Source organism: Terriglobia bacterium, from assembly GCA_035712365.1.
In the GTDB taxonomy this organism is placed as follows: domain Bacteria; phylum Acidobacteriota; class Terriglobia; order UBA7540; family UBA7540; genus SCRD01.
In genome coordinates this window covers 100,285-125,283 of sequence record DASTAW010000040.1, presented here as the reverse complement: position 1 = coordinate 125,283, position 24,999 = coordinate 100,285, and the positions used below count along the sequence as shown (strand labels likewise).

Annotated in this window: 19 protein-coding genes and 1 riboswitch; of the genes, 14 read left to right on the top strand and 5 right to left on the bottom strand. The window is 59.0% G+C overall.

Annotation, left to right across the window (positions count from 1 at the left end):
• Positions 1 to 289: 289 nt before the first annotated feature.
• Positions 290 to 1,252 (bottom strand): ROK family protein, encoded by a 963-nt coding sequence (locus VFQ24_12690; GenBank protein ID HET9179207.1) that lies wholly within the window; start codon positions 1,250 to 1,252, stop codon positions 290 to 292.
• A gap of 195 nt (positions 1,253 to 1,447) precedes the next feature.
• Between VFQ24_12690 and VFQ24_12685 the strand changes: the two genes are divergently transcribed.
• The 10 genes from VFQ24_12685 (at position 1,448) to VFQ24_12640 (ending at position 11,200) form a co-directional block, all read left to right on the top strand.
• Positions 1,448 to 2,449 carry an ATP-binding cassette domain-containing protein gene (locus tag VFQ24_12685; protein ID HET9179206.1) on the top strand — a complete coding sequence of 334 codons (1,002 nt, stop codon included), beginning with the start codon at positions 1,448 to 1,450 and terminating at the stop codon, positions 2,447 to 2,449.
• A 2-nt stretch (positions 2,450 to 2,451) separates the two neighbouring features.
• Positions 2,452 to 3,306, top strand: a complete 855-nt coding sequence (locus tag VFQ24_12680; GenBank protein ID HET9179205.1) for an ABC-2 family transporter protein — start codon at positions 2,452 to 2,454, stop codon at positions 3,304 to 3,306.
• A 163-nt stretch (positions 3,307 to 3,469) separates the two neighbouring features.
• The gene (locus VFQ24_12675) at positions 3,470 to 4,249 is read left to right on the top strand and encodes an ABC-2 family transporter protein (protein ID HET9179204.1); all 780 of its coding nucleotides are present in this window, start codon (positions 3,470 to 3,472) and stop codon (positions 4,247 to 4,249) included.
• 101 nt (positions 4,250 to 4,350) lie between these two features.
• The gene (gene aroC, locus VFQ24_12670; protein ID HET9179203.1) at positions 4,351 to 5,526 is read left to right on the top strand and encodes a chorismate synthase; all 1,176 of its coding nucleotides are present in this window, start codon (positions 4,351 to 4,353) and stop codon (positions 5,524 to 5,526) included.
• A gap of 85 nt (positions 5,527 to 5,611) precedes the next feature.
• Positions 5,612 to 6,676 (top strand): YncE family protein, encoded by a 1,065-nt coding sequence (locus VFQ24_12665; protein HET9179202.1) that lies wholly within the window; start codon positions 5,612 to 5,614, stop codon positions 6,674 to 6,676.
• A 121-nt stretch (positions 6,677 to 6,797) separates the two neighbouring features.
• Positions 6,798 to 7,307: a peptide deformylase gene (gene def / locus VFQ24_12660; GenBank protein ID HET9179201.1), complete on the top strand. Its 510-nt coding sequence runs from the start codon at positions 6,798 to 6,800 to the stop codon at positions 7,305 to 7,307.
• Between the two features lie 58 nt (positions 7,308 to 7,365).
• Entirely contained in the window at positions 7,366 to 8,304 is a 939-nt protein-coding gene (fmt, locus tag VFQ24_12655) for a methionyl-tRNA formyltransferase (GenBank protein HET9179200.1), read from the top strand.
• Positions 8,305 to 8,312: 8 nt separating this feature from the next.
• A complete protein-coding gene (gene rsmB / locus VFQ24_12650) occupies positions 8,313 to 9,665 on the top strand; it encodes a 16S rRNA (cytosine(967)-C(5))-methyltransferase RsmB (GenBank protein HET9179199.1) in 1,353 nt (450 codons plus the stop codon).
• A 133-nt stretch (positions 9,666 to 9,798) separates the two neighbouring features.
• Positions 9,799 to 10,350 (top strand): type 1 glutamine amidotransferase domain-containing protein, encoded by a 552-nt coding sequence (locus VFQ24_12645; GenBank protein HET9179198.1) that lies wholly within the window; start codon positions 9,799 to 9,801, stop codon positions 10,348 to 10,350.
• Between the two features lie 79 nt (positions 10,351 to 10,429).
• Positions 10,430 to 11,200 (top strand): ThuA domain-containing protein, encoded by a 771-nt coding sequence (locus tag VFQ24_12640; GenBank protein ID HET9179197.1) that lies wholly within the window; start codon positions 10,430 to 10,432, stop codon positions 11,198 to 11,200.
• 29 nt (positions 11,201 to 11,229) lie between these two features.
• Here VFQ24_12640 and VFQ24_12635 read toward each other — a convergent pair whose 3' ends face one another.
• Positions 11,230 to 12,795: a hypothetical protein gene (locus VFQ24_12635; GenBank protein ID HET9179196.1), complete on the bottom strand. Its 1,566-nt coding sequence runs from the start codon at positions 12,793 to 12,795 to the stop codon at positions 11,230 to 11,232.
• Between the two features lie 346 nt (positions 12,796 to 13,141).
• Positions 13,142 to 13,319, top strand: a riboswitch (M-box (ykoK) riboswitch).
• 149 nt (positions 13,320 to 13,468) lie between these two features.
• On the opposite strand from VFQ24_12635, the gene VFQ24_12630 reads away from it, so the two are divergent.
• From VFQ24_12630 to VFQ24_12620, 3 genes are all read left to right on the top strand, one after another.
• Positions 13,469 to 14,710, top strand: coding sequence for a CBS domain-containing protein (locus tag VFQ24_12630; protein HET9179195.1), 1,242 nt, complete (start codon positions 13,469 to 13,471; stop codon positions 14,708 to 14,710).
• A gap of 71 nt (positions 14,711 to 14,781) precedes the next feature.
• Positions 14,782 to 16,044 (top strand): Nramp family divalent metal transporter, encoded by a 1,263-nt coding sequence (locus VFQ24_12625; GenBank protein HET9179194.1) that lies wholly within the window; start codon positions 14,782 to 14,784, stop codon positions 16,042 to 16,044.
• A gap of 639 nt (positions 16,045 to 16,683) precedes the next feature.
• Positions 16,684 to 17,178, top strand: a complete 495-nt coding sequence (locus tag VFQ24_12620) for a hypothetical protein (protein ID HET9179193.1) — start codon at positions 16,684 to 16,686, stop codon at positions 17,176 to 17,178.
• Positions 17,179 to 17,470: 292 nt separating this feature from the next.
• Here the strand turns inward: VFQ24_12620 and VFQ24_12615 are convergent, their stop codons facing one another.
• From VFQ24_12615 to VFQ24_12605, 3 genes are all read right to left on the bottom strand, one after another.
• On the bottom strand, positions 17,471 to 20,392 hold the full coding sequence (locus VFQ24_12615; protein ID HET9179192.1) for a protein kinase: 2,922 nt from the start codon (positions 20,390 to 20,392) through the stop codon (positions 17,471 to 17,473).
• 71 nt (positions 20,393 to 20,463) lie between these two features.
• Positions 20,464 to 23,418, bottom strand: coding sequence for a protein kinase (locus VFQ24_12610; protein ID HET9179191.1), 2,955 nt, complete (start codon positions 23,416 to 23,418; stop codon positions 20,464 to 20,466).
• Complete coding sequence (locus VFQ24_12605; GenBank protein HET9179190.1) at positions 23,411 to 23,995, bottom strand: sigma-70 family RNA polymerase sigma factor; 585 nt, start codon at positions 23,993 to 23,995, stop codon at positions 23,411 to 23,413. Before VFQ24_12605 ends, VFQ24_12610 begins: the two co-directional genes overlap by 8 nt.
• Before the next feature lie 235 nt (positions 23,996 to 24,230).
• On the opposite strand from VFQ24_12605, the gene VFQ24_12600 reads away from it, so the two are divergent.
• Complete coding sequence (locus VFQ24_12600) at positions 24,231 to 24,722, top strand: hypothetical protein (GenBank protein HET9179189.1); 492 nt, start codon at positions 24,231 to 24,233, stop codon at positions 24,720 to 24,722.
• The last annotated feature ends 277 nt before the right edge of the window (positions 24,723 to 24,999 follow it).

Here is a 24,999-nt window from a genome sequence, read left to right as displayed (position 1 = left end):
CCTGGAGCCTCAATCATAAGCTGTGAATCGGTTAGGAGGCCGGACCCTTCGTCAATTCGGGTAATTAATTGTCTGCCATTGTCCTGCTTGCCCGGGAAACTCGACGCGACCTGTTTCAATGATTGCGACTGCCCAGAATTATACCTCAGCTTCGGCTGCGGGTCGGGCTCCTTTCCAGAATCCATCGAGAGCCGGACACCGGGGTGACCGTACCGTGTTTCGGGCGGATATTGACCTCGATACCAATCTGGCGGTGGAGTCACCGGGCGACAGGTCCTCCATCTATCCGTCAAAGCCCCATGGCAACGCACAGCGCGGCGACATCGCCGATCCGTTCACCCAGTTGTGCCGGCACAATTTGGCAAACCGCAGACGAGTACGGAAGGGCCTCACGCTGCATCACCTCGCGGGCCGGCCCCAGCAAAGTATTGCCCAGGCGCATCGCCAGTCCGCCGATGACAATCTTCTCCGGGTTGAGAATGTCCACCAAGATCCCCAGCACGGCACCCAGCCGCTCGCCCGTCGAGCGAAGAACGCGCGCCGCGACAACATCTCCTTTGCGCGCGGCGAGCGCCACCTCACGAGCGGTGATCGGCTTGCCTTTCTGCAAAAGTTCAGCAAGGGTGGTGGATTGCCTTCGCTTCAGAGCGGCTTTGACCGCCGTTTCTGCTCTCTGTGGCATGCCGCCGCCGCTCACCCATCCTTCAACGGACCCGGCCTTGTGATAACCGACCGGCCCGGAGCGCGAGAGGCGGACGTGCCCGATCTCGCCGGCGAAGTCGTTGGTGCCGCGGTAGAGCCGGCCGTCGATAATAATTCCTGCGCCCAGTCCCGTTCCCATGGTCAGAAAAACCATGTTCCGGCAGCCGCGCCCGGCGCCAAAACGGTGTTCCGCCACCGCGCCAGCATTGGCGTCATTCTCCAATCGGCAGGCGACGCCAAACTCATCTTCAAGCATCGCTTTGATAGGCACATCCACCCACGTGGAGAGATTAGGCGGGGCTTGAATGATGCCCCGGAGGCGGTCGAGCGGACCGCCGCAACTCACGCCGATGGCAGCCGGCTTTAACCGGTGCTTTGCAAGCAGGTCGCGGATTCCCGCCTCGATCAACCGCAGCGCGGGTCCTGGTCCTCTTGCGGGCTTTGTGGGAAATTCGACCCGATCCAGGACCGACGGCGCTTTTAACGAGACGAGAACTGCGGTCTTCGTTCCCCCGATATCAACGCCGACCAGCGCGTTCTTTGGCCTCAAAACAGGACCTCGGTGAATCGTTATGAACTCTTGCTCGTCTAACTTATGGGCAGTTGGTTCGCTGCATCCCCGCTTGGCGGCGCTCTCCCGGACTGCAACAAGCTTCTGCGACGCTTGTTCAGAAACCGTGCGGTTGCTAAGATTATATGCTTGAACCACTGAGGAATTGCTGCCCCACGAAGTTTTTGTCTTTCTATGCAACCCATCATCGAAGTGCAGGACCTGACGAAGGAGTTCCGTTCCTTCCAGCGCCGTGAAGGCGTGTGGGGCGCCCTTCAGAACCTTTTTGTGCGCGACCGAATCACTGTCTCCGCCGTAGATCGCGTGAATTTTACCATCGCGCCGGGCGAGATTGTGGGTTACATCGGCGCCAACGGAGCCGGGAAATCGACCACGGTGAAAATGCTGACGGGCATCCTGGTCCCGACCAGCGGCAGGATCGTGGCCAACGGTTTTGTCCCCTGGCGCGACCGCCGCCGTTACACCAAGCACATCGGCGTGGTGTTTGGCCAGCGGACGCAGCTCTGGTGGGACATCGCGGTGGTGGAATCGTTCAAGCTGTTGAAGGAAATCTACGAAGTTCCTGACGCTGAGTACAAGCGGCGGCTGGGCGTATTCTGCGAGATCCTGAATCTCAAAGACTATCTCAGCACGCCGGTCCGCAAGCTCAGTCTGGGGCAGCGAATGCGATGCGACATCGCCGCTTCGCTGCTGCACAATCCTCCCGTGCTTTTTCTGGACGAGCCGACCATCGGCTTGGACGTAGTCGCCAAGGACCGCATCCGCGAATTTCTGAAGGAAGTGAACCGCACGGAGCGGACGACCGTGCTGCTGACCACTCACGATCTTTCAGACATCGAGGAGCTTTGCAGCCGCATCATCGTGATCGACAAAGGGAAGATCCTCTTCGATGGGGCGCTGCGTGAGATGAAAGGGCGGCTTGCCAAATACAACCAGGTGAAATTTCTGCTGAAAGACCGGTCCCAGTCGGCGGCTGTGGAAAAGATTGCGACTGACGGAATTCTCTGCGACCTCGTTGATGAATTGACCTACCTGATGCGCTTTGACCGCGAGCGATATTCGAACGCGGAGATCATCCGCCGCATCGTGAACACGCTGGAAGTAACGGACATCCTGGTTGAAGAGGAACCGATCGAGGACATTGTGAAGCGCATCTACCTGCGGGGCGAGGTCTGACAATGGCCTCCACCGATTTTGCGCTCCCGGCCCGACCCCGGAGCGAGTTTTCACTGGTGGCGACGGCTCGCATCTATGGCGGATTCCTGCGCGTGGGCTTCGTAAACACCATGGCCTACCGCCTGCGCTACTACACCGGCATCGTCACCTATTTTATTTACGTGTCTGTTTATTACTTCATCTGGAAGGCCATTTATTCTCACAGTGTCAGCATTGAGGGCTTTGACTTCGGCCAGTTGCTGACTTACGTCGCCGTCGGCTGGACCATCCGCTCGTTTTATTACAACAACATCGATCAGGACATGGCCGGGCAGGTGCTGGAAGGCAAGCTGGCCATGGACCTGATCAAGCCGGTCAACACGCAGTGGATGTATATTGCCCAGGCGCTCGGCGAGTCGGCTTTCCGCCTGACCATGCTGACCGTGCCGACCGCCATTGTGCTGCTGCTTGTCTTCCCGGTGCGCAAGCCGGCGAGTGTTGGGAACTTCATGGGTTTCCTGATCAGCGTGTTCCTCAGTTTTTTCCTGGTGGCGGGCATCAACTTTGCAGTGGGAACCTTCGCCGTGCGCTTGAAATCCATTCTGGGATTGCTGCGGGCCAAGTATTTTCTGCTGGAACTTTTCTCCGGCTTGCTGATTCCCATTTCCTTTTTCCCACATGTCTTCCAGACGATGTTTGCTTACATGCCATTCGAATACATCAGCTACATTCCAGTTCTGATTTACCTGGGAAAGATCAGCGGTGTTGGAATCCTGAAGGCGCTGGGCATCCAGATTTTCTGGGTTGCGGCGCTGGTGGCCATTGGGCACGCGCTGTGGACATTGTCGAGCAAGCAGATCACGATTCAGGGAGGTTAAAACCAAGTATGAAGTGCGAAGGATGAAGGATGAAAGTAAAGGCGGAAATGCTGCGCCCTGCCGCAAGAGTTCATAATCAATCGAAGGACCGCCATTTTACAAATAGCATGGCCCGCTTTCATCCTTCATCCTTCACGCTTTATACTTCCTTATGAAACGACACATGCGATTGTTCGCGCTCTATTTCGCTCAATACGCAAAAGTCCGGCTTGAGTATAAAGCGGACTTTTTCATCGCCTTTTTCTCCTCGATGGCGGCGACGGTGCTGGGCTTTGGGTTTGTGCTGGTATTGTTCACCAAAATTCCCAAATTGCAAGACTGGTCATTCTACGAAATTCTCTTTCTCTATGGATTCTCTCTCATCCCGCTTGGGTTCTTCAACGTAGTGAGCTGGAACCTCTATCAGTTTGGCGATCTCTACATCATTCAGGGAAAATTTGACCGCCTCCTCTTGCGGCCGGTTGATACTCTTTTCCAGGTGCTTTTTGAAAAATTCCGGCTCGAGTCGCTCCAGGAAGTCATTACAGGCATCTTTGTTGTGGTTGTCGCGGTCGAGCGTCTCAATGTCCCCTGGCCGGCCGTTGATTATCTCTGGTTCATTCTTATGGTGGCCTCGGGCGCGCTGATTTACCTGGCGGTATTCCTGATGCTCACCGCTGTGTCGTTCTGGTTTGAGGATCGCGTGGGCATCGTTCCACCGGTATTCAACATGCTCACCTTTGGTCGCTACCCGCTGACCATCTATAACGTCTTTATCCAGTTCATGCTGAGCTGGATCATCCCTTTCGGGTTCGCCTCTTTTTACCCCACAACACACTTTCTGGGGCGCGACACTTTTAATATCTATTTCTACCTCGTCCCCGTAGTGGCGGCGTCATTCTTCATCCTGGCTCTGTTTGTCTGGAACCGCGGCGTGGAGAATTACAGCAGCACGGGATCGTGAGGGCCAGACCTTAATGCCCCTTAGTTTTGACCACGTTGCAAGCTTCAGGTAAAATTGCTACTTCCTGAATTCGCCCTCAGGAAAGTTCCATAACATTCATTATGCTTCGATTTTACACGGCGGGTGAATCGCACGGACAGGCGCTGGTGGCGACCCTGATGGGATTGCCGGCTCACGTGCCCGTGGACTTTGCTTACGTCAACCGCGAGCTGAAGCGACGCATGGGCGGTTATGGGCGCGGCGGGCGGATGAAAATCGAATCTGACACCGCGCAGTTCCTTTCCGGCGTTCGCCACGGCGAGACGATCGGTTCGCCCATCGCCATTCTGATTGAGAACCGCGACTGGAAAAACTGGCAGGAGTCGATGTCCGTGGAAGACCTGCCGGAGACCCGCGAAAAGTACAAGGCGGTGAAGTCGCCGCGGCCGGGCCATGCTGACCTGGCAGGTTGCCTGAAATACGATTTCCTTGACGCGCGCTATGTGCTGGAGCGCGCCAGCGCGAGGGAAACGGCGGCCCGCGTTGCCGTGGGAGCGATGGCCAAGCTGTTCCTCCTGCAGTTCGGCATAAGGATTGCCAGCCACACCGTGGCGCTGGGCAGCATTGCGCTGGCGGATGACGATGTTCCCTTCGAGAAGATTCTCGCCCTGCGCGACGTCCAGGACATCATGCTGAACTGCGTGGACGCGGAGACCGAAGCCCGCATGAAGGCGGAAGTGGACAAAGCCACCGAGGAACGCGACACGGTCGGCGGCACATTTGAAGTGATTGCCATGGGTATTCCGGTAGGGCTCGGCTCCTGCGCGCAGTGGGACGAAAAGCTCGACGCGCAACTGGCTCAGGCGGTGATGTCCATCCAGGCCGTGAAGGCGGTCGAGATTGGGACCGGAATCGGAAACGCCGCGACGCCCGGCTCCGGCGTCCATGATGAGATTGGCTATAACCGGCAGGATAGAAGGTTCACCCGAAAAACCAACAGGGCCGGCGGCCTGGAAGGCGGCATGACCAACGGCGAGCCGGTCGTCGTCCGCGGATACCTGAAACCGATTTCCACGCTGCGCAGGCCGCTCGAATCGGTTGACTTTGAAACGCGTGAGCCTGTGAAGGCGGCCTACGAGCGATCAGATGTTTGCGTGGTTCCGGCTGCAGGCGTCGTGGGCGAAGCCATGGTAGCGCTGGTTCTGGCACGGGCATTCCTGGAAAAATTCGGGGGCGACTCGTTGCAGGAGACCCGGAGAAATTTCGACGCTTATCAGGAGCAGGTGCGCCGATTTTAACCTGGCTGGAAACGAAGCTCAGTCGCACCGCTGCAGAGTTTAGTAACTTATTCGATATGGCAGGGATTTATCCGTTGGAGGACTTATGAATTTCACTGGTCGAAGTTGCTCCCTTTTTTGTTTATTCCTGATCGCAGTGCTCACGATCCCGCTTGGCGCCAGCGCGGCCCGGCGCTCGAATGGCCCCGCGGCGGCCAATTATCACATCGTCAAGAGGGTCCTTCTGGGCGGCGAAGGCGGCTGGGATTATCTAGACTTTGATCCACAGAATCGCCACCTGTTCGTTTCCCACGCCAACCAGGTGCTGGTTATTAACCCAGACAACTATGAGGTGATCGGGAACATTCCGGATACGCAAGGTGTTCATGGCATTGCTGTGGCGCCGGAACTCAATCGCGGATTCACCAGCGACGGAAGGGCCGATCAGGTGACCGTCTTTGATCTGAAGACGCTCAAGACGATCGGCACTGTCAAGGTGACCGGCCAGAACCCCGACGGAATTACCTATGATCCTTCCTCGCAGCGGGTTTTCACCTTCAACGGCCGCAGCGACGATGCTACCGCCATTGATGCGAAGACCCTGAAAGTGGTGGGTACCATTAGTCTGGGAGGCAAGCCCGAATTTGCCGTGCCTGACGGGCGCGGGATGCTCTATAACAACCTGGAAGACAAGAGCACCGAACTTGCGATTGACACGCACACGCTCCAGATCAAGTCGCGCTGGCCGATGGCGCCCTGCGACTCACCTTCGGGGCTGGCGATGGATGTAAAGCATGACCTTTTGTTTGCCGGCTGCCACAACAAGATGATGGCCGTGATCAGCGCCGCTGATGGCAAGGTGATTGCGTCGGTCCCCATTGGCAACGGCGTGGACGCCAACCGGTTTGATCCGGGAACGAGGCTGGCTTTCAGCTCGAACGGTGACGGCACTCTGACGGTGGTGAAAGAAGTGTCGCCAACGGAATTCAAAGTGGTCCAAACCGTGGCAACTGAGCGCGGAGCGCGCACCATGGAAGTGGACCCGAAGACCCACAACGTTTTTCTGGTAACGGCAAAATTTGGGCCGCCTCCGCCCGAAACCAGCGGGCAACGGCGGAGCCGGCCGCCCATGGTGCCGAACAGCTTTACTCTGCTTGTGCTCGCGCCCTAAATGTGCGATTTTGAAAAGTAGGAAAACACAACTAGCCGCAGCATGTTTCATGGCAAGCGATTGATCGATCGAGGGACTCGATCGCGCCGAGGCTCCCGGCGCCGACGATACTAGCCTGAAGATGATCTATCCCATTGTGAAATACGGACAGAAGGTTCTGGAAGACGGCACGAAGCCGGTCACGGAGTTCGACACTGACCTCGAAAAGCTGGTCGCCGACATGTTTGAAACCATGTACGCCGCCAACGGTGTCGGGCTTGCCGCACCGCAGATCGGCCTGGCGCACCGGCTCGCCGTGATTGACATCACCTGCGGCCACGACCCGAACGCCAAGCTGGTGCTGGCCAATCCAGAGATCATATCCACCGAAGGACAGCAGACAGAGGAAGAAGGCTGCCTGAGCCTTCCGGACTTCCGCGCCAAAACGCCGAGACCGGTGAAAGCCACTGTCCGCGCACGCAATCTTCAAGGCGAGGAATACATCATGACGGGTGAGGGCCTGCTTGCCCGCGCCTTCTGTCATGAGACGGACCACCTGGACGGCAAGCTCTTTATCCATCACCTGACGCGCCTGAAGCGCGAGTCCATCAAGCGTAAAGTCCGCAAACTGGCCAAGGCGGGCGAGTGGTAGGATGGATTCCGGCGCGCCCTGCGAAACCCGAGAAGACTGTTCCCATCGGACTTGACGGATGAACCTGATCTTTTGCGGCACGCCTCAATTCGCTGTCCCCACTCTTGAAAAACTGATCGCTGAAAAGTTCTCCATTCAACTGGTCATCACCAATCCGGATGAGCCGCGTGGACGCGGGCAGACGGTCCAGCCCTCGCCCGTGAAGCAATGCGCGATGCGTCACGAGCTTCCTTTTTATCAGCCGGCCAAGCTGAAAACGGATGAGGCCCGTGAACATCTCTCGCAGTACCATCCCGATGCCATGGTGATTGTTGCCTACGGCCAGATCGTCCCGCAGTGGATGATTGACATCCCGCCGCTTGGCTGCATCAACCTGCACGCCTCGATATTGCCCAAATACCGCGGCGCGGCGCCCATCGCCTGGGCGATCATGCGCGGGGAAAGGGAAACCGGCGTAACCACTATGAAGATTGACGCGGGAATGGATACCGGCGACATGCTGCTCGAACGCCGCGAGCCGATCCGCGGAGATGACACATCGGAGACCCTCGGTGAGCGCCTCAGCACGATTGGCGCGGAACTGATGGTGGAAACATTGCGGGGGCTGGAGCGGGGAGCGATTGCGCCGCGGCCGCAGGACCACCATCTGGCGACGCTTGCCCCGCGGCTTCAAAAAAGGGACGGCCTGATCGACTGGTCGCTGTCTGCGGAAGATCTTGAGAGGCGTGTTCGTGGCCTGGTCCCCTGGCCGGGCGCCTACACGTCGTTTCGGGGCAAGCTGCTGCACATCTGGCGGGCGGAAGCTGTTCCGGCGGCCGCTGCCGTGGCCATTGCTCCCGGAGCGGTCTCCGCCGAGGGCGGACGACTTTCCGTGGCCTGCGGCGAGGGCACGCAACTGCTTCTCCACGACGTTCAGCTTGAGGGCCGCAAGCGCCTTTCTGCCCGCGATTTCATAAACGGCGCCCGCGTCCGTACAGGCGAAACCCTGGGTTCCTGAGGTAAGCCTTGGCGCAAGTTTCGCCTGCCCGCAAACTCGCTTTTGAAATCCTCCTCCAGGTTGACGCCGGGCAGGCATTCGCTTCCGACCTGCTCCAAAGCCGCCACTTCTCGGCCCTCAGTGAGCGCGACCGGGGGCTTGCTACGGAAATCGCGTTCGGCGTCCTCCGCTGGCGAGGCGAGATTGACCACCGCTTGCAGCAGCTTTCCGGTAAGCGCCCGCAATCGCTCGACCGCGAAGTTTTGACGGCCTTGCGAATGGGCATTTATCAGATTGCGTTCCTTGAGAAAATTCCCAGGTCCGCTGCGGTTAACGAATCAGTGGAGCTCACCAAGCTGGCGGGCAAGAGGTCGGCGGCCGGGCTGGTCAACGCTGTGCTGCGCAAGTGCCGGCCGGAAAAGCTTCTGCAACGTTCCGGCGCGGCCGAACTGAACAACCCGGAGTTTCTCATGAGCGTGCGGCGGACTGCGCCGGCCTGGCTGCTCGAGCGATGGGAAGCGAACTTCGGGGCGGAAGCAGCAAACCGGCTGGCATGGGCCTCGACGCAGGTTCCTCCGACCACGCTGCGAATCTGCTCCTCGACGCCCGAGCCGGGCGATGTCATCGCGAGATTGGCGGAGAAGGGATGCAAGGTCCGCCGGGGACGGTACGTGCCCCAGGCCCTCATCGCGGAAACAGGCGGGGCGGCTGTTGCCCGGCTTGCTGAACTGATGGGATTGGCCATCCAGGATGAAGCTTCGCAAATCGTCCCTGAGTTGCTTCAGGTGCGACTGGGAGAATGCGTGCTCGATCTCTGCGCTGCGCCGGGCATGAAGGCCAGCTTGCTGGCAGATGCAGTGGGCGACGGCCTGGTAGTGGCCTGCGACTCGAGCTCCCGCCGTCTCCAGACGCTTCGGAAGCTCCTGCCGAGGCTAACGGCCAACGTCAGAGCCGTTCGTGTGGTGCGCCTGGACGCCACGCAGCCACTCCCGTTCCGGCAAAGTTTCCAAGGGGTCCTAGTGGACGCGCCTTGCTCCGGCACCGGCACGCTGGGGCGCAATCCGGAAATCAAATGGCGTCTGACTCCAAAGGACCTCGAGCGGCTGCCGGCTATGCAGCGGACGGTCCTTTCGAGCGCGCTTTCGGTGCTCGCGCCGGGGGGACGGCTGGTCTACGCAACCTGCTCGCTGGAGCCGGAAGAGAATGAGAAGGTCGTGGAGAGCGTGCTGGCCGCGACCAGCGATTGCCGGCTGCTGGGCCGCGCTGAGCTTGCGGAGGATCAGCCGGAAATCGTACGGCTGATCGATGAGCGCGGATACTTTCACACGCGTCCCGACCTCGACGGCATGGACGGCTTTTTTGCAGCGGTGATGTTGCGATGAGGGTCTAAGGCATCAACCGCTGTTCGCGCAAAGGCGCTAAGGCGCAAGGATACGCGGTGGTGATAACATAGCCGCAATGTGGCGGCGTAAAGCCGCCGCTGCTAACGATGTGTTGCTATAAAAGGAGGTCGCAATGGACCTGAAAGGCAAAAAGATTGCAGTCCTGGTGGCAGAGCAATATCAGGAACTGGAAGTCTGGTATCCGCTGCTGCGTTTTCGCGAAGGCGGCGCGGAGACGATTGCCGTGGGCGGCGAAGCAGGGAAGACTTACGACAGCAAGAAAGGGTATCCCGTGGTCGCGGATAAATCGATTGGTGACGTGAGCGCGGCGGACTTTGACGCTGTGGTCATTCCGGGCGGTTGGGCGCCCGATTTCCTGCGGCAGGACGAGCGCATGGTGGCGCTGGTGCGCGACATGCACCGCGCGGGCAAAGTGGTGGCCTCGATCTGCCACGGCGGCTGGCTGCTCTGCTCGGCCGGCATTGTGGAAGGGCGAAAAGCCACCTGCTTCACGGCGATCAAGGATGACATGATTCACGCTGGCGCGAAGTACGTGGATGAGGAAGTGGTCGTTGACGGCAACCTGATCACTTCACGCAAGCCCTCCGATCTTCCGGCCTTCTGCCGGCAGATTGCCGTGGCTCTCAGCGGCCAGGCGGTGGCGCAGCACGCAGGCAGATCCTGACGGCGGGGCTTTTTGCATCGCGTTGTGAGTGCCGGCCCTTGGTATCGATTCACAGTTCGTTTCGCAGAGAGGAGTTGAGATGCGCAGATCTCTCATTCTGGTCTTGTCTTCGATGGTGCTTAGCGGCATGGGATTTTTGGGGCTCGGCGGGCAGGCGCTCGCAAAATCGGGCAAGGGGCGCCTGCTCTATATGACCCTGTCTGCCGGATACAAGCACGCGAGCATTCCTACTTCCGAGAACGTGGTGAAAGAGATCGGCGAACGTTCCGGACTCTTTGACACCACCGTGACGCAGGACGTGGGGGCTTTTACGACGGAGAACCTGAAGAAATACGATGTAGTGATGTTTTACACCACAGGGGAACTACCGATGACCGACGCGGAGAAGAATGCCTTTATCAATTTCGTCCGTTCTGGCCACGGATTTGTGGGCGTCCACAGCTCTACTGATACCTTCTATAACTGGCAGGATTACCTGGAACTGGTCGGCGGATATTTCAATGACCATCCCTGGCACCAGAAGGTGACGGTGGAGGTGGCGGACCCGTCGAGCCCTATCGTCAGCTTCCTGGGCAAATCGTTCCAGGTGAACGATGAGATTTATCAGACAGCCGACTTCCAGTACAAGACCTCGCACGTGCTGCTGCGGCTTGATCCGAGCTCCGTGGACCTTCACAAACCGAACGTGCACCCGCGTTTCTACGGCTGGCCGCTCGCCTGGACCCGCCGCGACGGAAAAGGCAGGGTGTTCTGCACGGTGCTTGGCCACGAAGATGCCGTCTGGAACAGCCAGTGGTACCAGGAAATGCTGCTGAACGGCATCAAGTACGCCATGGGCAGATTGAAGTAAGCTTGACGGCAAGCTCTCGACCCCTGGACTCAAATTGAAGCAGGCGGGAGACTATAACCCAATTGTTGAACGGTTGTCGAAAGTTTGACCCTGTCGATTTCATATTGCCCTTTATACCGAACATTCGATGCAGCGTATGTGCCAGTGTACCCGACCTGTCGCAAAATTAGTCTCTTGCATATGTCATGAAGATGAAGGGCAAACTCAAACCAACCCAACAGCCCTCCACGATCCCGGATGTGAATTGCTCCCGAATGAATCACTTCGCCGCGAACGGTGGAAAGCAAGCCCTCCCACGTGATGTCTTGCGAGAGGGTTGAGTAGTATGCGTTCATTGCTCCTGCGTCTGAAAGCCCGAAGCCGCGGAGGAGGTCGGCCACAGCAAGACCGAAATCGAGATCCTCGGAATCAACGTTCGCCTGCCTACTAACTATCCTATCAAGGATGGGGACTTGAGACTGTCTGTGATCCGCTTTCCACTGTTTGCGAAGACGCTTTAGATCGCTGCGGGCCGCATCCAAGATCGCTTTTACTTCTGCCGACTCTTGGGGCGCCAACCCCAATCTCAAGTTACGGCGATCGAACCCGTGAAGTTTGCAAACGGCGTCGAGCGCTTTCACTAAGTCCGTAATACTTTCGTCAACTGTCGCCTTTCCCGGCGTACCGCTACGCACCAAATTCAAAGGCACGATGAGGCGGTTTCGTGCTTCCAGTGGCAACCCAAAGTAGCAGTTGAGAAAAGGTCCAACGCCTGAGCCAAGCCTTGCACTGTCGACCCGCGTAAATGCTGGAAAATTATCCTTCTGCGGAGTGCTGCCTATTCGAGCATAAACTCGTCTTCCCAGCCTGCCGTCAATGCTCCGAAGTTCCAACCAGGGTGCATTAATATCGCTGCCGCTTGCAAAGCTTAGGGCTGCGATCAGTCCGGACGGCAAAAGGTTTCGGATTTCGTCGGCCGTATCGTGCGGCCGGTTTCCGATTACCCCAAAGGCCACTCCGCTGCATTCGTGACTCGGAGTTTTGACAGCGGGGGCGAAAATTTCCAGCCCACACAGAGAGCCGTCAGTAACGAAGGGTATATATGGCGCGTGATCTACAATAGACGACGCTGTCTCGACGCCTTGAAACTCGCTAAGCATACCAAACAGGGGGAGGCACCATACTTCCTCCGGAATCTGCTCTAGAGGAACGAACATCAGATCATTTGGCACAACAGTGATCGAAGAACCGTCGTTCGAGAACATGCTGAAGTGCTTCTTAGTGACGATCCCCCTTGACGCCTGGAACGTGCCGTGCTCCGTCTGCAACCCCACAGCTCTAATTTCCTGACTTCCGTGGTCTCGAAATTCCCTGCCTCCCGCTGCAATCGGCTCTGGTACTTGGTCAAGTAGAAAGGGCATCAGAAAATCGTTGTAGTCTGGAGGTATTGAATGCTGTTGAATTTCGAGTTCGAGAGTTACATGGCCGTCTGAAGGGATAGTCAAGGTCGCCGGCCCTGAGACCTCACCGTCGGGCGCCGAAAACGACGCCGTGGCTGAACCCTTGTAAATTCGATCCGACGATAATGACTCCTGTAAATTCCAGTCCCTCACCATTTATGACGCTCCCGACGAGCCTTTACAGAACATGCGTAATACCGCACGCGCATTGCCCCCAATTGGGCAGCTTTTCAGATTGAATTTATACATTATGTCCGACCACGGTCAACGTTTCCTGCCATAGGTACGGCGCTCATATCAGTTTTCCTGAGCGAATGTAGACAGCCAGCCCTTGGCTCGCCAACTGCTCTCTCCACCGGCAAACTGGCTTGAACAATTCTTGATCGGCAGTTTTCACCAGGCCCATTGGCCCTTTTTTCTTGACAAACCTCAGGGCTGTTTGTATGAAGGTTAATAGGCACTTTTTCTGTGCCTGGAGGCGCGAGCGAACTAGAAAACCATGTGCAGACCTCGTTAGGCGAGGTTACCACGCAAACACAAGCCACTGCCCGGAAACGCGGAGACGCGCCAACGGGTAGAGCAGGCATGGCCGGATTAAGGCTCTGCCTAAGGTGGCTATCCTCAAATGCGATGGGGAATGTACGTTGTGTGGAGCTGAAGCTCAGACCAGGAGGTTGTCCGGCGGATGATGAATCGGCCCGGACGGATTTCTCGGCCCCGTGGGAGCGACGGCTCACACGGGGCTTTTGATTTTCGACTGGATTCAGGCCTGTAAGGGTGCCCGGCATCAGGGACGCGGCGCGGCTGCGATCTCCTGCGGGAGGAAGCGATGATTTACTTTACCGAAATTCAGAATCTGCCGACTTACGACGTGATGGGCTCGTACCTGGGGCGCGTGACCGACCTCGGGATTGATCCCACCCAGAACGCCCTGCGCGTGGCGGTTTACTTTGTGGAGGGCCCGCACAAGGAGCTGATTTATGTTACGCGCGAGCAGATGCAGTCGATCACCGTGCGTTCAGCACAGACCTCGGTGACTCGCGCTGGGATCCCCAGCAGCAAGCCCTTCGGTGACCTGTTGAGGGTGAGGAAAGACGTTCTTGACCAGCAGGTGATTGACGTGGACCACCGCAAGGTGGTCCGTGTGAACGATGTTGACCTGGAAATTCAGCCCACCGGCGGCCACACGGAGCTGCGCGTGTTGGCGGTGAACGTGGGGCTGGCGTCCGCCGTTCGGCGCCTTCTGCAGGGGCTGACCGCCAAGCATACCAGCCGGAGAATCTGCAGCTTTATTCCCTCAAAGACCATCCGATGGGAATTCGTCAACCTGATTGAGCCGGACGCTTCCCGCCGGCTGAAGCTCCGCATTTCCTACGAGCGGCTGGCGCGCCTGCACCCTGCCGATATTGCCGATATCCTCGAAGTACTGAGCCGCGATGAGCAGCGGTCGGTGATTGAATCCCTTGACCATGAAACGGCCGCGCAAGCCATCTCCGAGATCCCGACTGAAAAGCAGGCGCAGTTGCTGCAGAGCATTCCGGTGGAGAAGGCTGCCGACATTGTGGACGAAATGGCGCCCGATGAAGCTGCCGACGTCCTGCAGGAACTGCCGCCTGAAACCTCCGCCAAGCTGCTCGCTGACATGGAGACGGCAGGCGCGCAGGAAGTCAAGGAACTGCTGGGGTTTGAGGAAGACACTGCGGGCGCCTTGATGACCACTGAATACCTCGCTCTCGACCGAACGGCGACCGTGGAGAGTGTTGTTGAAGCGATGAAGGAGTTCGAAGGATCGGTGGAATCCATTCACTCCGTCTATCTGATCGATGACCAGGAAACTCTTCTCGGCGCTGTCCCGCTGGCGCGCATTTTGCTGGCGCCGGCCCGCACCTCGCTGCAGGAGCTTTCCCGTGAAGAGGTGCTCAGCGTGCGGACGGAAACGGATGCGAAGGTGGTGATTGACCAGTTTAGAAAGTACAACCTGCTGTCGCTTCCGGTGGTGGATGACAAGCAACACCTGCAAGGCGTCGTGACAGCAGACGATGTTCTCGACCTTGTCGTCAACCGCAGATAATCGAGCGGCAAAGAGTCGGCTTGCTGAAGTGAAGCAGTTCGCCGGTGTTCGGTCGCCGGCGCAGGTTACAGATGGACCGCAATCGCCTGAAAACTTACCGGACCAGGCTGCTGATCTTTCTGGCCGTCGTGGGCCCGGGCATCATCACGGCCAACGTGGACAATGACGCCGGCGGCATCTACACCTATTCGGTGGCCGGAGCGCGCTTCGGCTACTCGCTCCTGTGGACGCTGATTCCGATCACCATCGCGCTGATCGTGGTGCAGGAGATGGTGGCGCGCATGGGCGTAGTGACGGGCAAGGGCCTGGCGGACCTCATCCGGGAAGAGTACGGCTTTCGCGCCACCTTCCTTCTGATGATTTGCCTGCTGGTGGCGGACCTTGGAAACACGATCTCAAACTTTGCCGGGCTTGCCTCGGGCCTGTCGGTGTTCGGGCTCAGCCGCTACATCATCGTTCCGCTGGGCGCTGTGATCGTCTGGGCGCTAGTGGTGAAAGGCACTTACGAGTTCGTTGAAAAGGTCTTTCTGGTTGCCTGCGTGTTTTACATCGCCTACCCGATCTCCAGCTTTCTGGCCCATCCTTCCTGGTCCGGGGCGATGTTCAACACGGTGAAGCCATCCTTCCAATTGGACCGCAGCTATCTCTTCATGATCATTGGACTGATTGGCACCACCATCACGCCCTGGATGCAGTTTTACCTGCAATCGGCAGTCGTGGAGAAGGGCGTCAAGATCAAGGACTGGGTCTACTCGCGCTGGGACGTGATTGTTGGATGCATCGTCACTGACGTGGTGGCTTTCTTCATCATCGTGGCCTGCGCGGCCACCCTTTACACCAGCGGCCATCGCGACATCCGCGACGCCGCGGACGCAGCTCTGGCGTTGCGTCCCCTGGCTGGCCATGCGGCAAGCGCGCTGTTTGCTTTCGGGCTGGCCAACGCGTCGCTGTTCTCCGCCTGCATCCTGCCGCTGGCCACCGCCTACTACGTGTGCGAGGGCCTGGGACTCGAGTCGGGCATCGACAAGCGCGTGGATGAGGCTCCCACGTTTTACTGGCTTTATACAGGGCTGATTGTGCTGGGCGCGCTCGCCGTGGTGGCCCTGCGCGAACAGATGCAGGTGCCGATCATCCTGCTCTCACAGGTGCTCAATGGCATCATGCTGCCCTTTGTGCTGATCTTCATGCTGCGGCTCTCCAACCGCGAAGACCTGATGGGCGCTCATCGAAATACCCGCGCCTTCAATGCCATCGCCTGGGTCACCTGCGTGGTGATGATCATCCTCACCGTGCTGCTGATCGCTGCTCAGTTCTTCCAAGGAATGCCCGCCTGAGGGTCCCGCGCCTGAGGTACGGAATGGCTGGGGAGCTGCAGATTTGGACCAGAATTCGGAAGGCAGTGTAACATTTACGCGGCGTACCAAATACAAACAAATTTTCAAAAGGCCGCGACGGTTTCGGCGGTTGTAAATTAGTAAGTTACTGTGCTGCAACAAGTTACGATTTTGAAGAAAATGGAGGGAGAAAATTCCATACGTCCCATTTCAGGGCCTGCTCAGATATTCTAGCCTACTAAACGGGGCTACTGCTGGCCGCGCGTCGCGCCCGGGGCGGACGGCGATCTGATGAAGTTCGCGGTAGACCAGAGGCGCCAGACGGTCGAGGGCTTCTTTGCTTCCTTCGCCCCAGGCCCGAGCAAGAGCGTGACGTCGCTGCTTCCTGAGGGCCCCTGCCGCATCCTTTGGCCTCCAGAAAGTAACTCCAATTGAGCGAAGGATACCACACCCGCAACTGACAATCCAACCGACGGGGGCTTAACAGTATTTTTTGTCACGGATGCGGGTTTTGGCAGTCATTTTCCGCATTACAGGTTAAGGGCAGAAAGTAAACCAAGCCGCTGGGGAGCAACATCAAAAGCCGGGGGCAAAACACCCCCGCCCCGCCTGCGGCGAATCAAAGCCTGGAGGTGCGTGATGAAAACGATTCAAACATACGTGACCCTGGTTGGCCTTTCCCTGGTCCTTTTCGCCCTGAGTACGGTTGGGGCGGGGGGACAGGTCCCCTATTTAACTTATTTCACCGGCACATTCACCCTTCCTTTTGAGGCCCAGTGGGGAACGATGACGTTGCCTGCGGGGGATTACACTCTGGAGTATGGCAAACTGCTGGACGACGGGACTGGCCTTGTGGTTGTGCGGGGTACGGAGAAGGGAAGTCTGCAGGTGATTCTTTCCAGGCCGGCGAGACAGACTTCAACAGCAAAGAACGCGATTGTCTGCATTCGCGAGGGGAACACTCTTATCGTGCGCGCCCTCGAAATGCAGGCGCTTGGCGAGTCGGTTCATTTCCCATTGCCACGCGGCGCGAAGCTCGTGGCGCGCAACAACGGGAAGCACGGCGGATACAAGCAGCTTGTCGAAGTCCCCGTGCTGCTTCAATGGATCCCCGCCACTCTGAACGCAAAGTAACCTTATGATCGCAACCAGTCCATCACCGGGGGCGGGCCTCACGCCCGCCCCGGCATTCCGCCAAGAACAACCCTGACAGGAATCTAGAAACGGAACTTCCCGCGCATGGGTTGTGCTGACGCACCGCGTGGTAAATCCGCTCGATCTCCTGCCAGCGTTCATTCATCGGGTTTCTTCCTGCTCAGCTCGCGGTGAAACCAGGCGTCGACCGTTGGCCAATACCCTGCGTGGTCTCAAGAAAATTTCGGCCTCTCCTTCCCGCGGTATTACAGCCTGTTTGGCCCGCGCCCATTCAACGCGCCGGCCGGAAGCGCCAGATGTGGGTTCTCATGGGAAACGCAGTTAAAAGGATGTTGCCATCGCGGGCCCAGGCCGGCATCACAACGTCACAAGCATACTTCACCGGAACCTGCCTGAGCTTCTTTGTGGCGAGATCAAAAATTCCAAGCCCCCAAAACCATGAATCGGCCGGCGCCACGCCGACCAGGAGTTTGCGGTCTTTATTGATTCCGTTTGAGCCGAGGGCGTTCGGCGTAAGGGGGAGATCGTCCCTCAACCGAATCTCCTCGGGTGGGCCGCCCGAAAGCGGAACAGTTTCGAGGCGCACGTGCTGCTGCTCAATCAAATTAACGATCAGGGAGCGCCCGTTCGGATCAACCGCCACGCTGTCTCCGTCGCAAATCCTGCTGGGGTTCCCGTCTCCGCTGGAGATTGACCAGATGGCTCCCGATGAAGCGTAGTAAAGCGACTTCCCGTCCGTGGATGCCGCTACGGAATCAATCTGTTTCCCTTCCGTCTGCTTGAACCGCCGGATAATGCGTCCCTCCTTGATTGAGGCGATCGAAAGCGTTCGCGCCGGAGGGCTACCAACCATGAGCGCCAGTTCGTCGTTGCCGAGCTGAACCATCGGCGGGGCCGTCTCCTCAGCAGTCTCGACAAGCGGGACAAAACTCCCTCCGGGCTTGCCCAGCAGCAAACGAAGCTGCCCTGCATTCAATGTGGGCAGAAGGAAGCGTCCGTCAGCGAATTCAATGGGGGCAGCATCGTACTGCGTGTAGGTTTCGCTTGTTGCCAGCACCTCCGGCGTCCCGCCAGACTGGGGGAGCCTCAGCATTTCAAGTGGGCGTTCAACCTGGTCGACATAGATACTGCCGTCAGGTGAAGCGTCGAGGGACCATGCTAATGACGTTAGCGTCATCAAGGTGCGAACGGGACTTGCTCCGGATCGAGGGATGGCAACGATTCGATGCAGATTGCCGGAGGGAAGATCGATCAGGACCGACTCCCCGCCTGGAGTCACCGCGAGGGGAAACATGGAACCGGAATAATAAGAACTACTAAGCACCAGTTCCGGCGCCAGCCGCCGCGCTGTGCCAGTGGCGATGTTCAGCAAATACAGATGGTCGGGTTCCTCTTCTTTCACGCCTCCGAAAAAGACTGCCTCCTTGCCTGTTGGGAATATTCGTATGGGAGCAGAATAATGGAAGTCCACCCAAGCCCCAAGGGCCTGCAGGCGCCCGGTATCCGGCCAGAAGTGGTAAATCTGGTTCCGGCGGTCGGGGTCGACCCGGACAACCAGCATGGTGCCGTCAGGCAGGGCCTGGGGGCTGGCCGCGTTTGCCAGGAGCAAGCGTTCTTCACCACCCAGGCTAGGAACCGAGTAGATCCCAACAGGTTGAGAAATGATCCGATCGAAGAAAATCCTTGAACCGTCGTGCGACCAGCTGGGGCTGCTGCTCGTCGGGCCATGGGTTCGATCATGAGTAAGCACCGTCCAGTTGCCGGACGCACGGTCCATCACGGCAACCTGCGCGATGTTGTCCACCATGGCTTGAAAGGCAATCAGGCGCCCATCGGGAGAAACACGGGGAAAGAAAGCAATGGTGGGGCCAGACAAGAGTTCTCCGGACCAGCCGGGCGAGGGAGCCGCATTTCGATTCGCACGCCACCAGCCTGCCAGCGCCACGACGGCCACCGCGGCAAGCAGCCACGGCAGGGCGCGGCGCAGGGGAGACGTGGCGCGAGTGGCATGGGCATCCTGCCCATGTTCGATCACGGGCGGGACGCCCGTGCCACTCAATTCTTCCTCAATTGCAATGCGGGCCTCGCCGATGGCTTGCAGCCGCTGGCGCAGGTCTTTTTGCAGGCAGCGGCGGATGAGTTGCAGAATCGTTTGCGGCGTAGTTGCAGGCAGCGCGGCCAGGTCTGGCTCCTTGGTCAGGACGGCCACCAGCACCTCCGAAATGGTTTCGCCTTCGAATGCTTTCCGGCCCGAAAGCATCTCGTAGAGCACGCAGCCGAACGCCCAGATGTCGCAGCGCCGGTCCGCGTTCAGCCCCTTGGCCTGTTGCGGGCTCATGTAGGCGGCTGTGCCCAGAATCATGCCCGGTTCTGTCCCTGTCATACTCAGGGTGGGCGAATTCTGATCTGTGGCATGGGTATCTTGTCCATGCACGGGCGAGGCGCCCATGCCACTAAGCACCTTGGCCAGGCCAAAGTCCAGCACCTTCACCGTGCCTTCGGGTGTGATCTTCACGTTGGCCGGTTTCAGGTCGCGATGGATAACGCCGCGTTCATGCGCGTATTCGAGCGCTTCGGCAAGCTGGCGGGCCATTGATAAGGCGTCAGGGTAGGGGAGCCCTTTGGGCTCCCGCGGGAGGGCAGAGCCCTCCCCTACGATCTTCTCGGCCAGCGTCGCGCCTTCCACCAGCTCCATCGCCAGGGCACGGATGCCGTTCGATTCTTCGAGGCCGTAGATCGCCGCAATGTTGGGATGATTGAGCGAAGCCAGCACCTGGGCTTCGCGCTCGAATCGCGCCATGCGCTCGCGATCGCGGGCCATCGCCTGCGGCAGGATTTTCAGGGCGACGTCGCGCTGCAGCTTGGTGTCGCGGGCGCGATAGACTTCCCCCATGCCGCCCGCGCCCAGACTGGCAGTGACGCGATAGTGCGCAATCATCGTGCCGGGTTCAAGCGCCGCATTCGAAGCGGCCGGCGAGCGGTCACCTTTCCCCAATGCTTTCGCCGCCATCTCGACGGGCGGAGTTTCGAGGTAACTTCCAGCCTGATCTCCGTGCGCCAGCAGGGATTCAACTTCAGCCCGCAGAGCGGGATCGCCGTCACAGGTCCTCGCGAGAAACTCCGCCCGCGCGCTCCCATCCAGCTCCAGCGCCCGGTGATAAATCTGTTCGATTTCCTGCCAGCGTTCATTCATCGGGTTTCTTCCCGCTCAACTCGCGGTGCAGCCACGCCTGGGCCACGCCCCAGGGCGAATCACCCAAACTGTTAGCGCACGTTCTCTATCATGCCGATATTCGCTTGCAGGACCGATTCGGCAGTAACGCTCAGGTGGCGCCCGTCCTGCGACACGTCGAAATAGTCCTGGGAGTTTTGACCTGGCTGCACCCAATAAGAAAGGCGAGTGAGGGGGACGGGGCTGGGAACACGGGTGAGGCCCTTACCATTCCAGCCAACCTTCCAAAGGACACCGCTCAGATCAGCCTTGCGCTCCAGGACGTAAATTTCATCATTGGGACCCCGCGCATACCAGGCGGCCCAACCGTGGAAGACCTGTCGAGGCGGGTTCCTGAAATCGGAGACCCAAAGTCCTGCGTTCGGGTCGTCTTCGGTGCTTGAATGCACGATAAAACCGACCGCACGGCCTTCGGGAGACCAGCGAAGCAACTCGCATTTCCAGCCGGTTGGGAGCGTTGCGAGTGTGTGCTCCTTATGGTTATGAGGGTCAAAGGTCACGACCTGACTATTGGGCATCAGGTAGATCAGCCGGCCATCAGGGCCGACGTCCGACATGAGGTCAACCGTGTTTGCGTCCTTAACCAATGTTTGAGGAACACCACCCGAAATGGAAATGCGACGTATCTCTGGTCCGAGAGCAGCACCTGAAAGGTAGACCAGCCATTTGCCGTCCGGAGTCCAGCGTGGGAAGATATTGATGAAGCCACTTTCCTGAACCAGTTCCACTGGATTCGAACCGTCGGCATCGGCGAGCCAGATGCCTCCTTTCTCAACGCCCTTCATGTCGGAAAAGTAGGCAAGATGCTTTCCGTCCGGAGAGTATGCCGGCCCACGCTGACTCCGTGCAGGGTCCGTCGTAAGCGGTTTCAGATTTTGCTCTCCAGGCTTTAATGCCAGATCCAATTCGGCGATGTATGCCCTCTCGCGAAAAGTCGAAAAAACGATCCGCTTGCCGTCTGGCGAAACATCCAGTTGGGCGTCATCCCCCTGGCCAGCCGTAATTTGCTCCGGCTCCCCGCCGGCTGCGGAGATTTTCCATACGTTCATGGTCCCGCTCCGGTTAGAGGTGAAATAAATGACCTTTCCGTCCGGCGACCAGGCGGGCGAAAGTGCCAGTGAGCTCCGATAAGTCAATCGCCGCAACTTACCTGAGGCGACATCAACAACGTCCAATCCTCCGTAAGGCCCGCTTCTCCTTTCCACAATTGCAAGCTCACGGCCATCAGGGGAAAAGCGCGCCTCGGTGAAACGCAGGCGAGGCTCTCCGGTTGGCTCTATCAGGTGCGCGTTCTGGCCGGAAAGTTCGGAAATCCATAATGCCCCGGTCACGCTGTTCTCATAAGCAAGCGTCCGGCCGTCGGGAGACCACGCCGGGTCCTTCGCATTAAGAATCAGCCGCCGCGGCGTACCACCAAGCGCCGGAACTTCCCAGATGTCCCATATCCCCGATTGGTTCAGGCGCGAGTAAGCAATGTGTGCGCCGTTGGGCGACCAGCACGGCCGAGCTTTGAAGTTCGGGTCGTCGGTGACCTTGACCAGATTGCCGCCGCTGATCAGGCCTACGTAGATTTCGTAAGGGCCATCCCGGTTCGATACGAAAGCCACCGATCGGCCGTCGGGGGACAGTGCCGGCTCCGACTGCACGCCGGCAAAATTCGTGACGGCACTAAAGTGCATGGAGGTTTGCGGTGTGGGCGCGACAGAGTTCCACAGCACCACGACAGCGACCAGTGCCGCTGCGAGCAAGCCTGCGACTGTCCAGGGCAGGGCGCGGCGCAGGGGTGACGTGGCGCGAGTGGCATGGGCATCCTGCCCATGTTCGATCACGGGCGGGACGCCCGTGCCACTCAATTCTTCCTCAATTGCAATGCGCGCGTCGCCGATGGCTTGCAGCCGCTGGCGCAGGTCTTTTTGCAGGCAGCGGCGGATGAGTTTTTGAATCGTAACGGGTGTCGCGTTTGGCAGCGCATTCCATTCCGGCTCTTTCGTAATCACCGCCGCCAGCACGTCTGAAATTGTTTCTCCGTCAAAAGCCTTCCGGCCCGAAAGCATCTCGTAGAGCACGCAGCCGAAGGCCCAGATGTCGCAGCGCCGGTCTACGTTCAGCCCCTTGGCCTGTTGCGGGCTCATATAGGCCGCCGTCCCCAGAAGCATCCCGGGCTGTGTGGCCAGGGTGGTCAGAGTGGGCGACTCCTGATCCGTGGCATGGGCATCTTGCCCATGCACGGGCGAGGCGCCCATGCCACTAAGCACCTTGGCCAGGCCAAAGTCCAGCACCTTCACCGTGCCTTCGGGGGTGATCTTCACGTTGGCGGGTTTCAGGTCGCGATGGATGACGCCGCGTTCGTGGGCGTATTCCAGCGCTTCGGCAATCTGGCGGGCGATGGGTAATGCTTCTGGGTAGGGGAGCCCTTTGGGCTCCCGCGGGAGGGCAGAGCCCTCCCCTACGATCTTCTCGGCCAGCGTCGCGCCTTCCACCAGCTCCATCGCCAGGGCGCGGATGCCGTTCGATTCTTCCAGGCCGTAGATCGCCGCAATGTTGGGATGATTGAGCGAAGCCAGCACCTGCGCTTCGCGTTCAAATCGCGCCATGCGCTCGCGATCACGGGCCATCGCCTGCGGCAGAATCTTCAAGGCCACGTCGCGCTGCAGTTTTGTGTCCCGCGCTCGATAGACTTCTCCCATGCCGCCCGCGCCCAGACTGGCAGTGACGCGATAGTGCGCAATCATCGTGCCGGGTTCAATCGCCGCATTCGAAGCGGCCGGCGAGCGGTCACCTTTCCCCAATGCTTTCGCCGCCATCTCGACGGGCGGAGTTTCGAGGTAACTTCCAGCCTGATCTCCGTGCGCCAGCAGCGATTCCACTTCAGCCCGCAGACCGGGATCGCCGTCACAGGTCTTTGCGAGAAACTCCGCCCGCGCGTTCCCATCAAGCTCCAGCGCCTGGTGATAAATCCGCTCGATTTCCTGCCAGCGTTCATTCATCTGGTTTCTTCCCGCTCAGCTCGCGGTGCAGCCACGCCTGGGCCAGCTTCCAGTCGCGCCGCACTGTTTCGGCGGAAACTTTGAGGGCCTCGGCCGTTTCCTCGACGCTCAGTCCGCCGAAGTAGCGCATTTCGACCACGCGGCCCTTTCTCGGGTCGAGCGCTTCCAGCCGTTTGAGGGCTTCATCGAGTTCCAGAAGTTTGGCCTCCGGGGACGCAGTGGCCGCCAATCCTTCCTCGAGCTCGATTACCACCTGGTCGCCGCCGCGCTTGGCGCTGCCCCGGCTGCGGGCGTGGTCAACCAGAATCTGCCGCATGGCACGGGCGCAAATGGCAAAAAAGTGTGCGCGGTCCTGCCAACTGGCTTGCCGGGCATCCACCAGGCGCACGTAGGCCTCATTCACCAGGGCTGTGGCTTGCAGGGTGTGGTTGGGGCGCTCGCGCGCCATCAGGCGGCCGGCGATCTGATGAAGTTCGCGGTAGACCAGGGGCGCCAGACGGTCGAGGGCTTCTTTGCTTCCATCGCCCCAGGCACGGAGCAGGAGCGTGACCTCCTGGGCTGACGGCGCCCGTTGCATACCTTGCCCCTCCGAAGGGTATTGCCAATTGAGCGGAGCATAGCACATTGACAACTGACAATCCAACCGACGCTGGCGCATCAATATTTTTTGCCAGCGATGTGGGTTTTGGCAGGCATTTCACGCATTACAGGTTAAGGGCGGAAAGTAGACCGAAGCCGCTGGGGAGCAACACGAAAAACCGGGGGCAAAGCACCCCACACCGCCTGCGGCAAATCTTAACTGGAGGTGGGTGATGAAAACGATTCGAATATCCGTGACCTTGGTTGGTCTTTCCCTGGCCCTTTTCGCCCTGAGTTCTGTTGGGGCGAGAGGACAGGGCGTCCATACAACCCATTTCGCCGGCACATTCACTCTTCCGTTTGAGGCCCAGTGGGGGAAGATGACATTGCCCGCGGGAGACTACACACTGCAGTATGACACCCTGGACAACGGGGCTGGCCTTGTTGTCGTGCAGGGTACGGACAAGGGAAGTCCGCAGGGCATGGTTCTCGCCGGGCCGCGGGATCACGCTTCAGCGCCGAACAATGCGATCGTCTGCATTCGCGAGGGTAACGCTCTTGTCGTGCGCTCCCTCGAAATGCCCGCGATCAGCGAATCTGTTCGATTCAATCTGCCACGCGGTGCGAAGCTGGTGGCGCACAATGGGAACCGCGGCGGATACACGCAGCTTGCCGAAGCGCCCATGCTGATTCAGCGGATCCCTGTCACGCTGAACACGAAATAACGTCACAATGCGAACCTGCCTGTTGCCGGGGCGGGCATTAGGCCCGCCCCGGCACTCCGCCATGAAATCACACGAATCCTCATTCGGAACCGCCCGCGCACTCCCATCGAGCTCCCGAGCCGCGTGATAAATAAGCTAGAGCTCCTGCGGGCGTTATCCATGCTAACGGGCGCCCGCAGTTCACGGTAAGGCCCGGCGGGCCCAGCGCTCGATCTCGCCGGAGCCACGCCCGCGATTAGTTGACCCGGCCGAGATACTTGTCAAGCCATGCAAGGAC

Excerpts from the sequence above, each read along its gene's own strand:
- VFQ24_12685 (HET9179206.1), top strand. The coding sequence starts at position 1,448 with ATGCAACCCATCATCGAAGTGCAGGACCTGACGAAGGAGTTCCGTTCC.
- VFQ24_12680 (HET9179205.1), top strand. The coding sequence starts at position 2,452 with ATGGCCTCCACCGATTTTGCGCTCCCGGCCCGACCCCGGAGCGAGTTT.
- VFQ24_12675 (HET9179204.1), top strand. The coding sequence starts at position 3,470 with ATGCGATTGTTCGCGCTCTATTTCGCTCAATACGCAAAAGTCCGGCTT.
- aroC (HET9179203.1), top strand. The coding sequence starts at position 4,351 with ATGCTTCGATTTTACACGGCGGGTGAATCGCACGGACAGGCGCTGGTG.
- VFQ24_12665 (HET9179202.1), top strand. The coding sequence starts at position 5,612 with ATGAATTTCACTGGTCGAAGTTGCTCCCTTTTTTGTTTATTCCTGATC.
- def (HET9179201.1), top strand. The coding sequence starts at position 6,798 with ATGATCTATCCCATTGTGAAATACGGACAGAAGGTTCTGGAAGACGGC.
- fmt (HET9179200.1), top strand. The coding sequence starts at position 7,366 with ATGAACCTGATCTTTTGCGGCACGCCTCAATTCGCTGTCCCCACTCTT.
- VFQ24_12645 (HET9179198.1), top strand. The coding sequence starts at position 9,799 with ATGGACCTGAAAGGCAAAAAGATTGCAGTCCTGGTGGCAGAGCAATAT.
- VFQ24_12640 (HET9179197.1), top strand. The coding sequence starts at position 10,430 with ATGCGCAGATCTCTCATTCTGGTCTTGTCTTCGATGGTGCTTAGCGGC.
- VFQ24_12635 (HET9179196.1), bottom strand. The coding sequence starts at position 12,795 with ATGGTGAGGGACTGGAATTTACAGGAGTCATTATCGTCGGATCGAATT.
- VFQ24_12630 (HET9179195.1), top strand. The coding sequence starts at position 13,469 with ATGATTTACTTTACCGAAATTCAGAATCTGCCGACTTACGACGTGATG.
- VFQ24_12625 (HET9179194.1), top strand. The coding sequence starts at position 14,782 with ATGGACCGCAATCGCCTGAAAACTTACCGGACCAGGCTGCTGATCTTT.
- VFQ24_12620 (HET9179193.1), top strand. The coding sequence starts at position 16,684 with ATGAAAACGATTCAAACATACGTGACCCTGGTTGGCCTTTCCCTGGTC.
- VFQ24_12615 (HET9179192.1), bottom strand. The coding sequence starts at position 20,392 with ATGAATGAACGCTGGCAGGAAATCGAACAGATTTATCACCGGGCGCTG.
- VFQ24_12610 (HET9179191.1), bottom strand. The coding sequence starts at position 23,418 with ATGAATGAACGCTGGCAGGAAATCGAGCGGATTTATCACCAGGCGCTG.
- VFQ24_12605 (HET9179190.1), bottom strand. The coding sequence starts at position 23,995 with ATGCAACGGGCGCCGTCAGCCCAGGAGGTCACGCTCCTGCTCCGTGCC.
- VFQ24_12600 (HET9179189.1), top strand. The coding sequence starts at position 24,231 with ATGAAAACGATTCGAATATCCGTGACCTTGGTTGGTCTTTCCCTGGCC.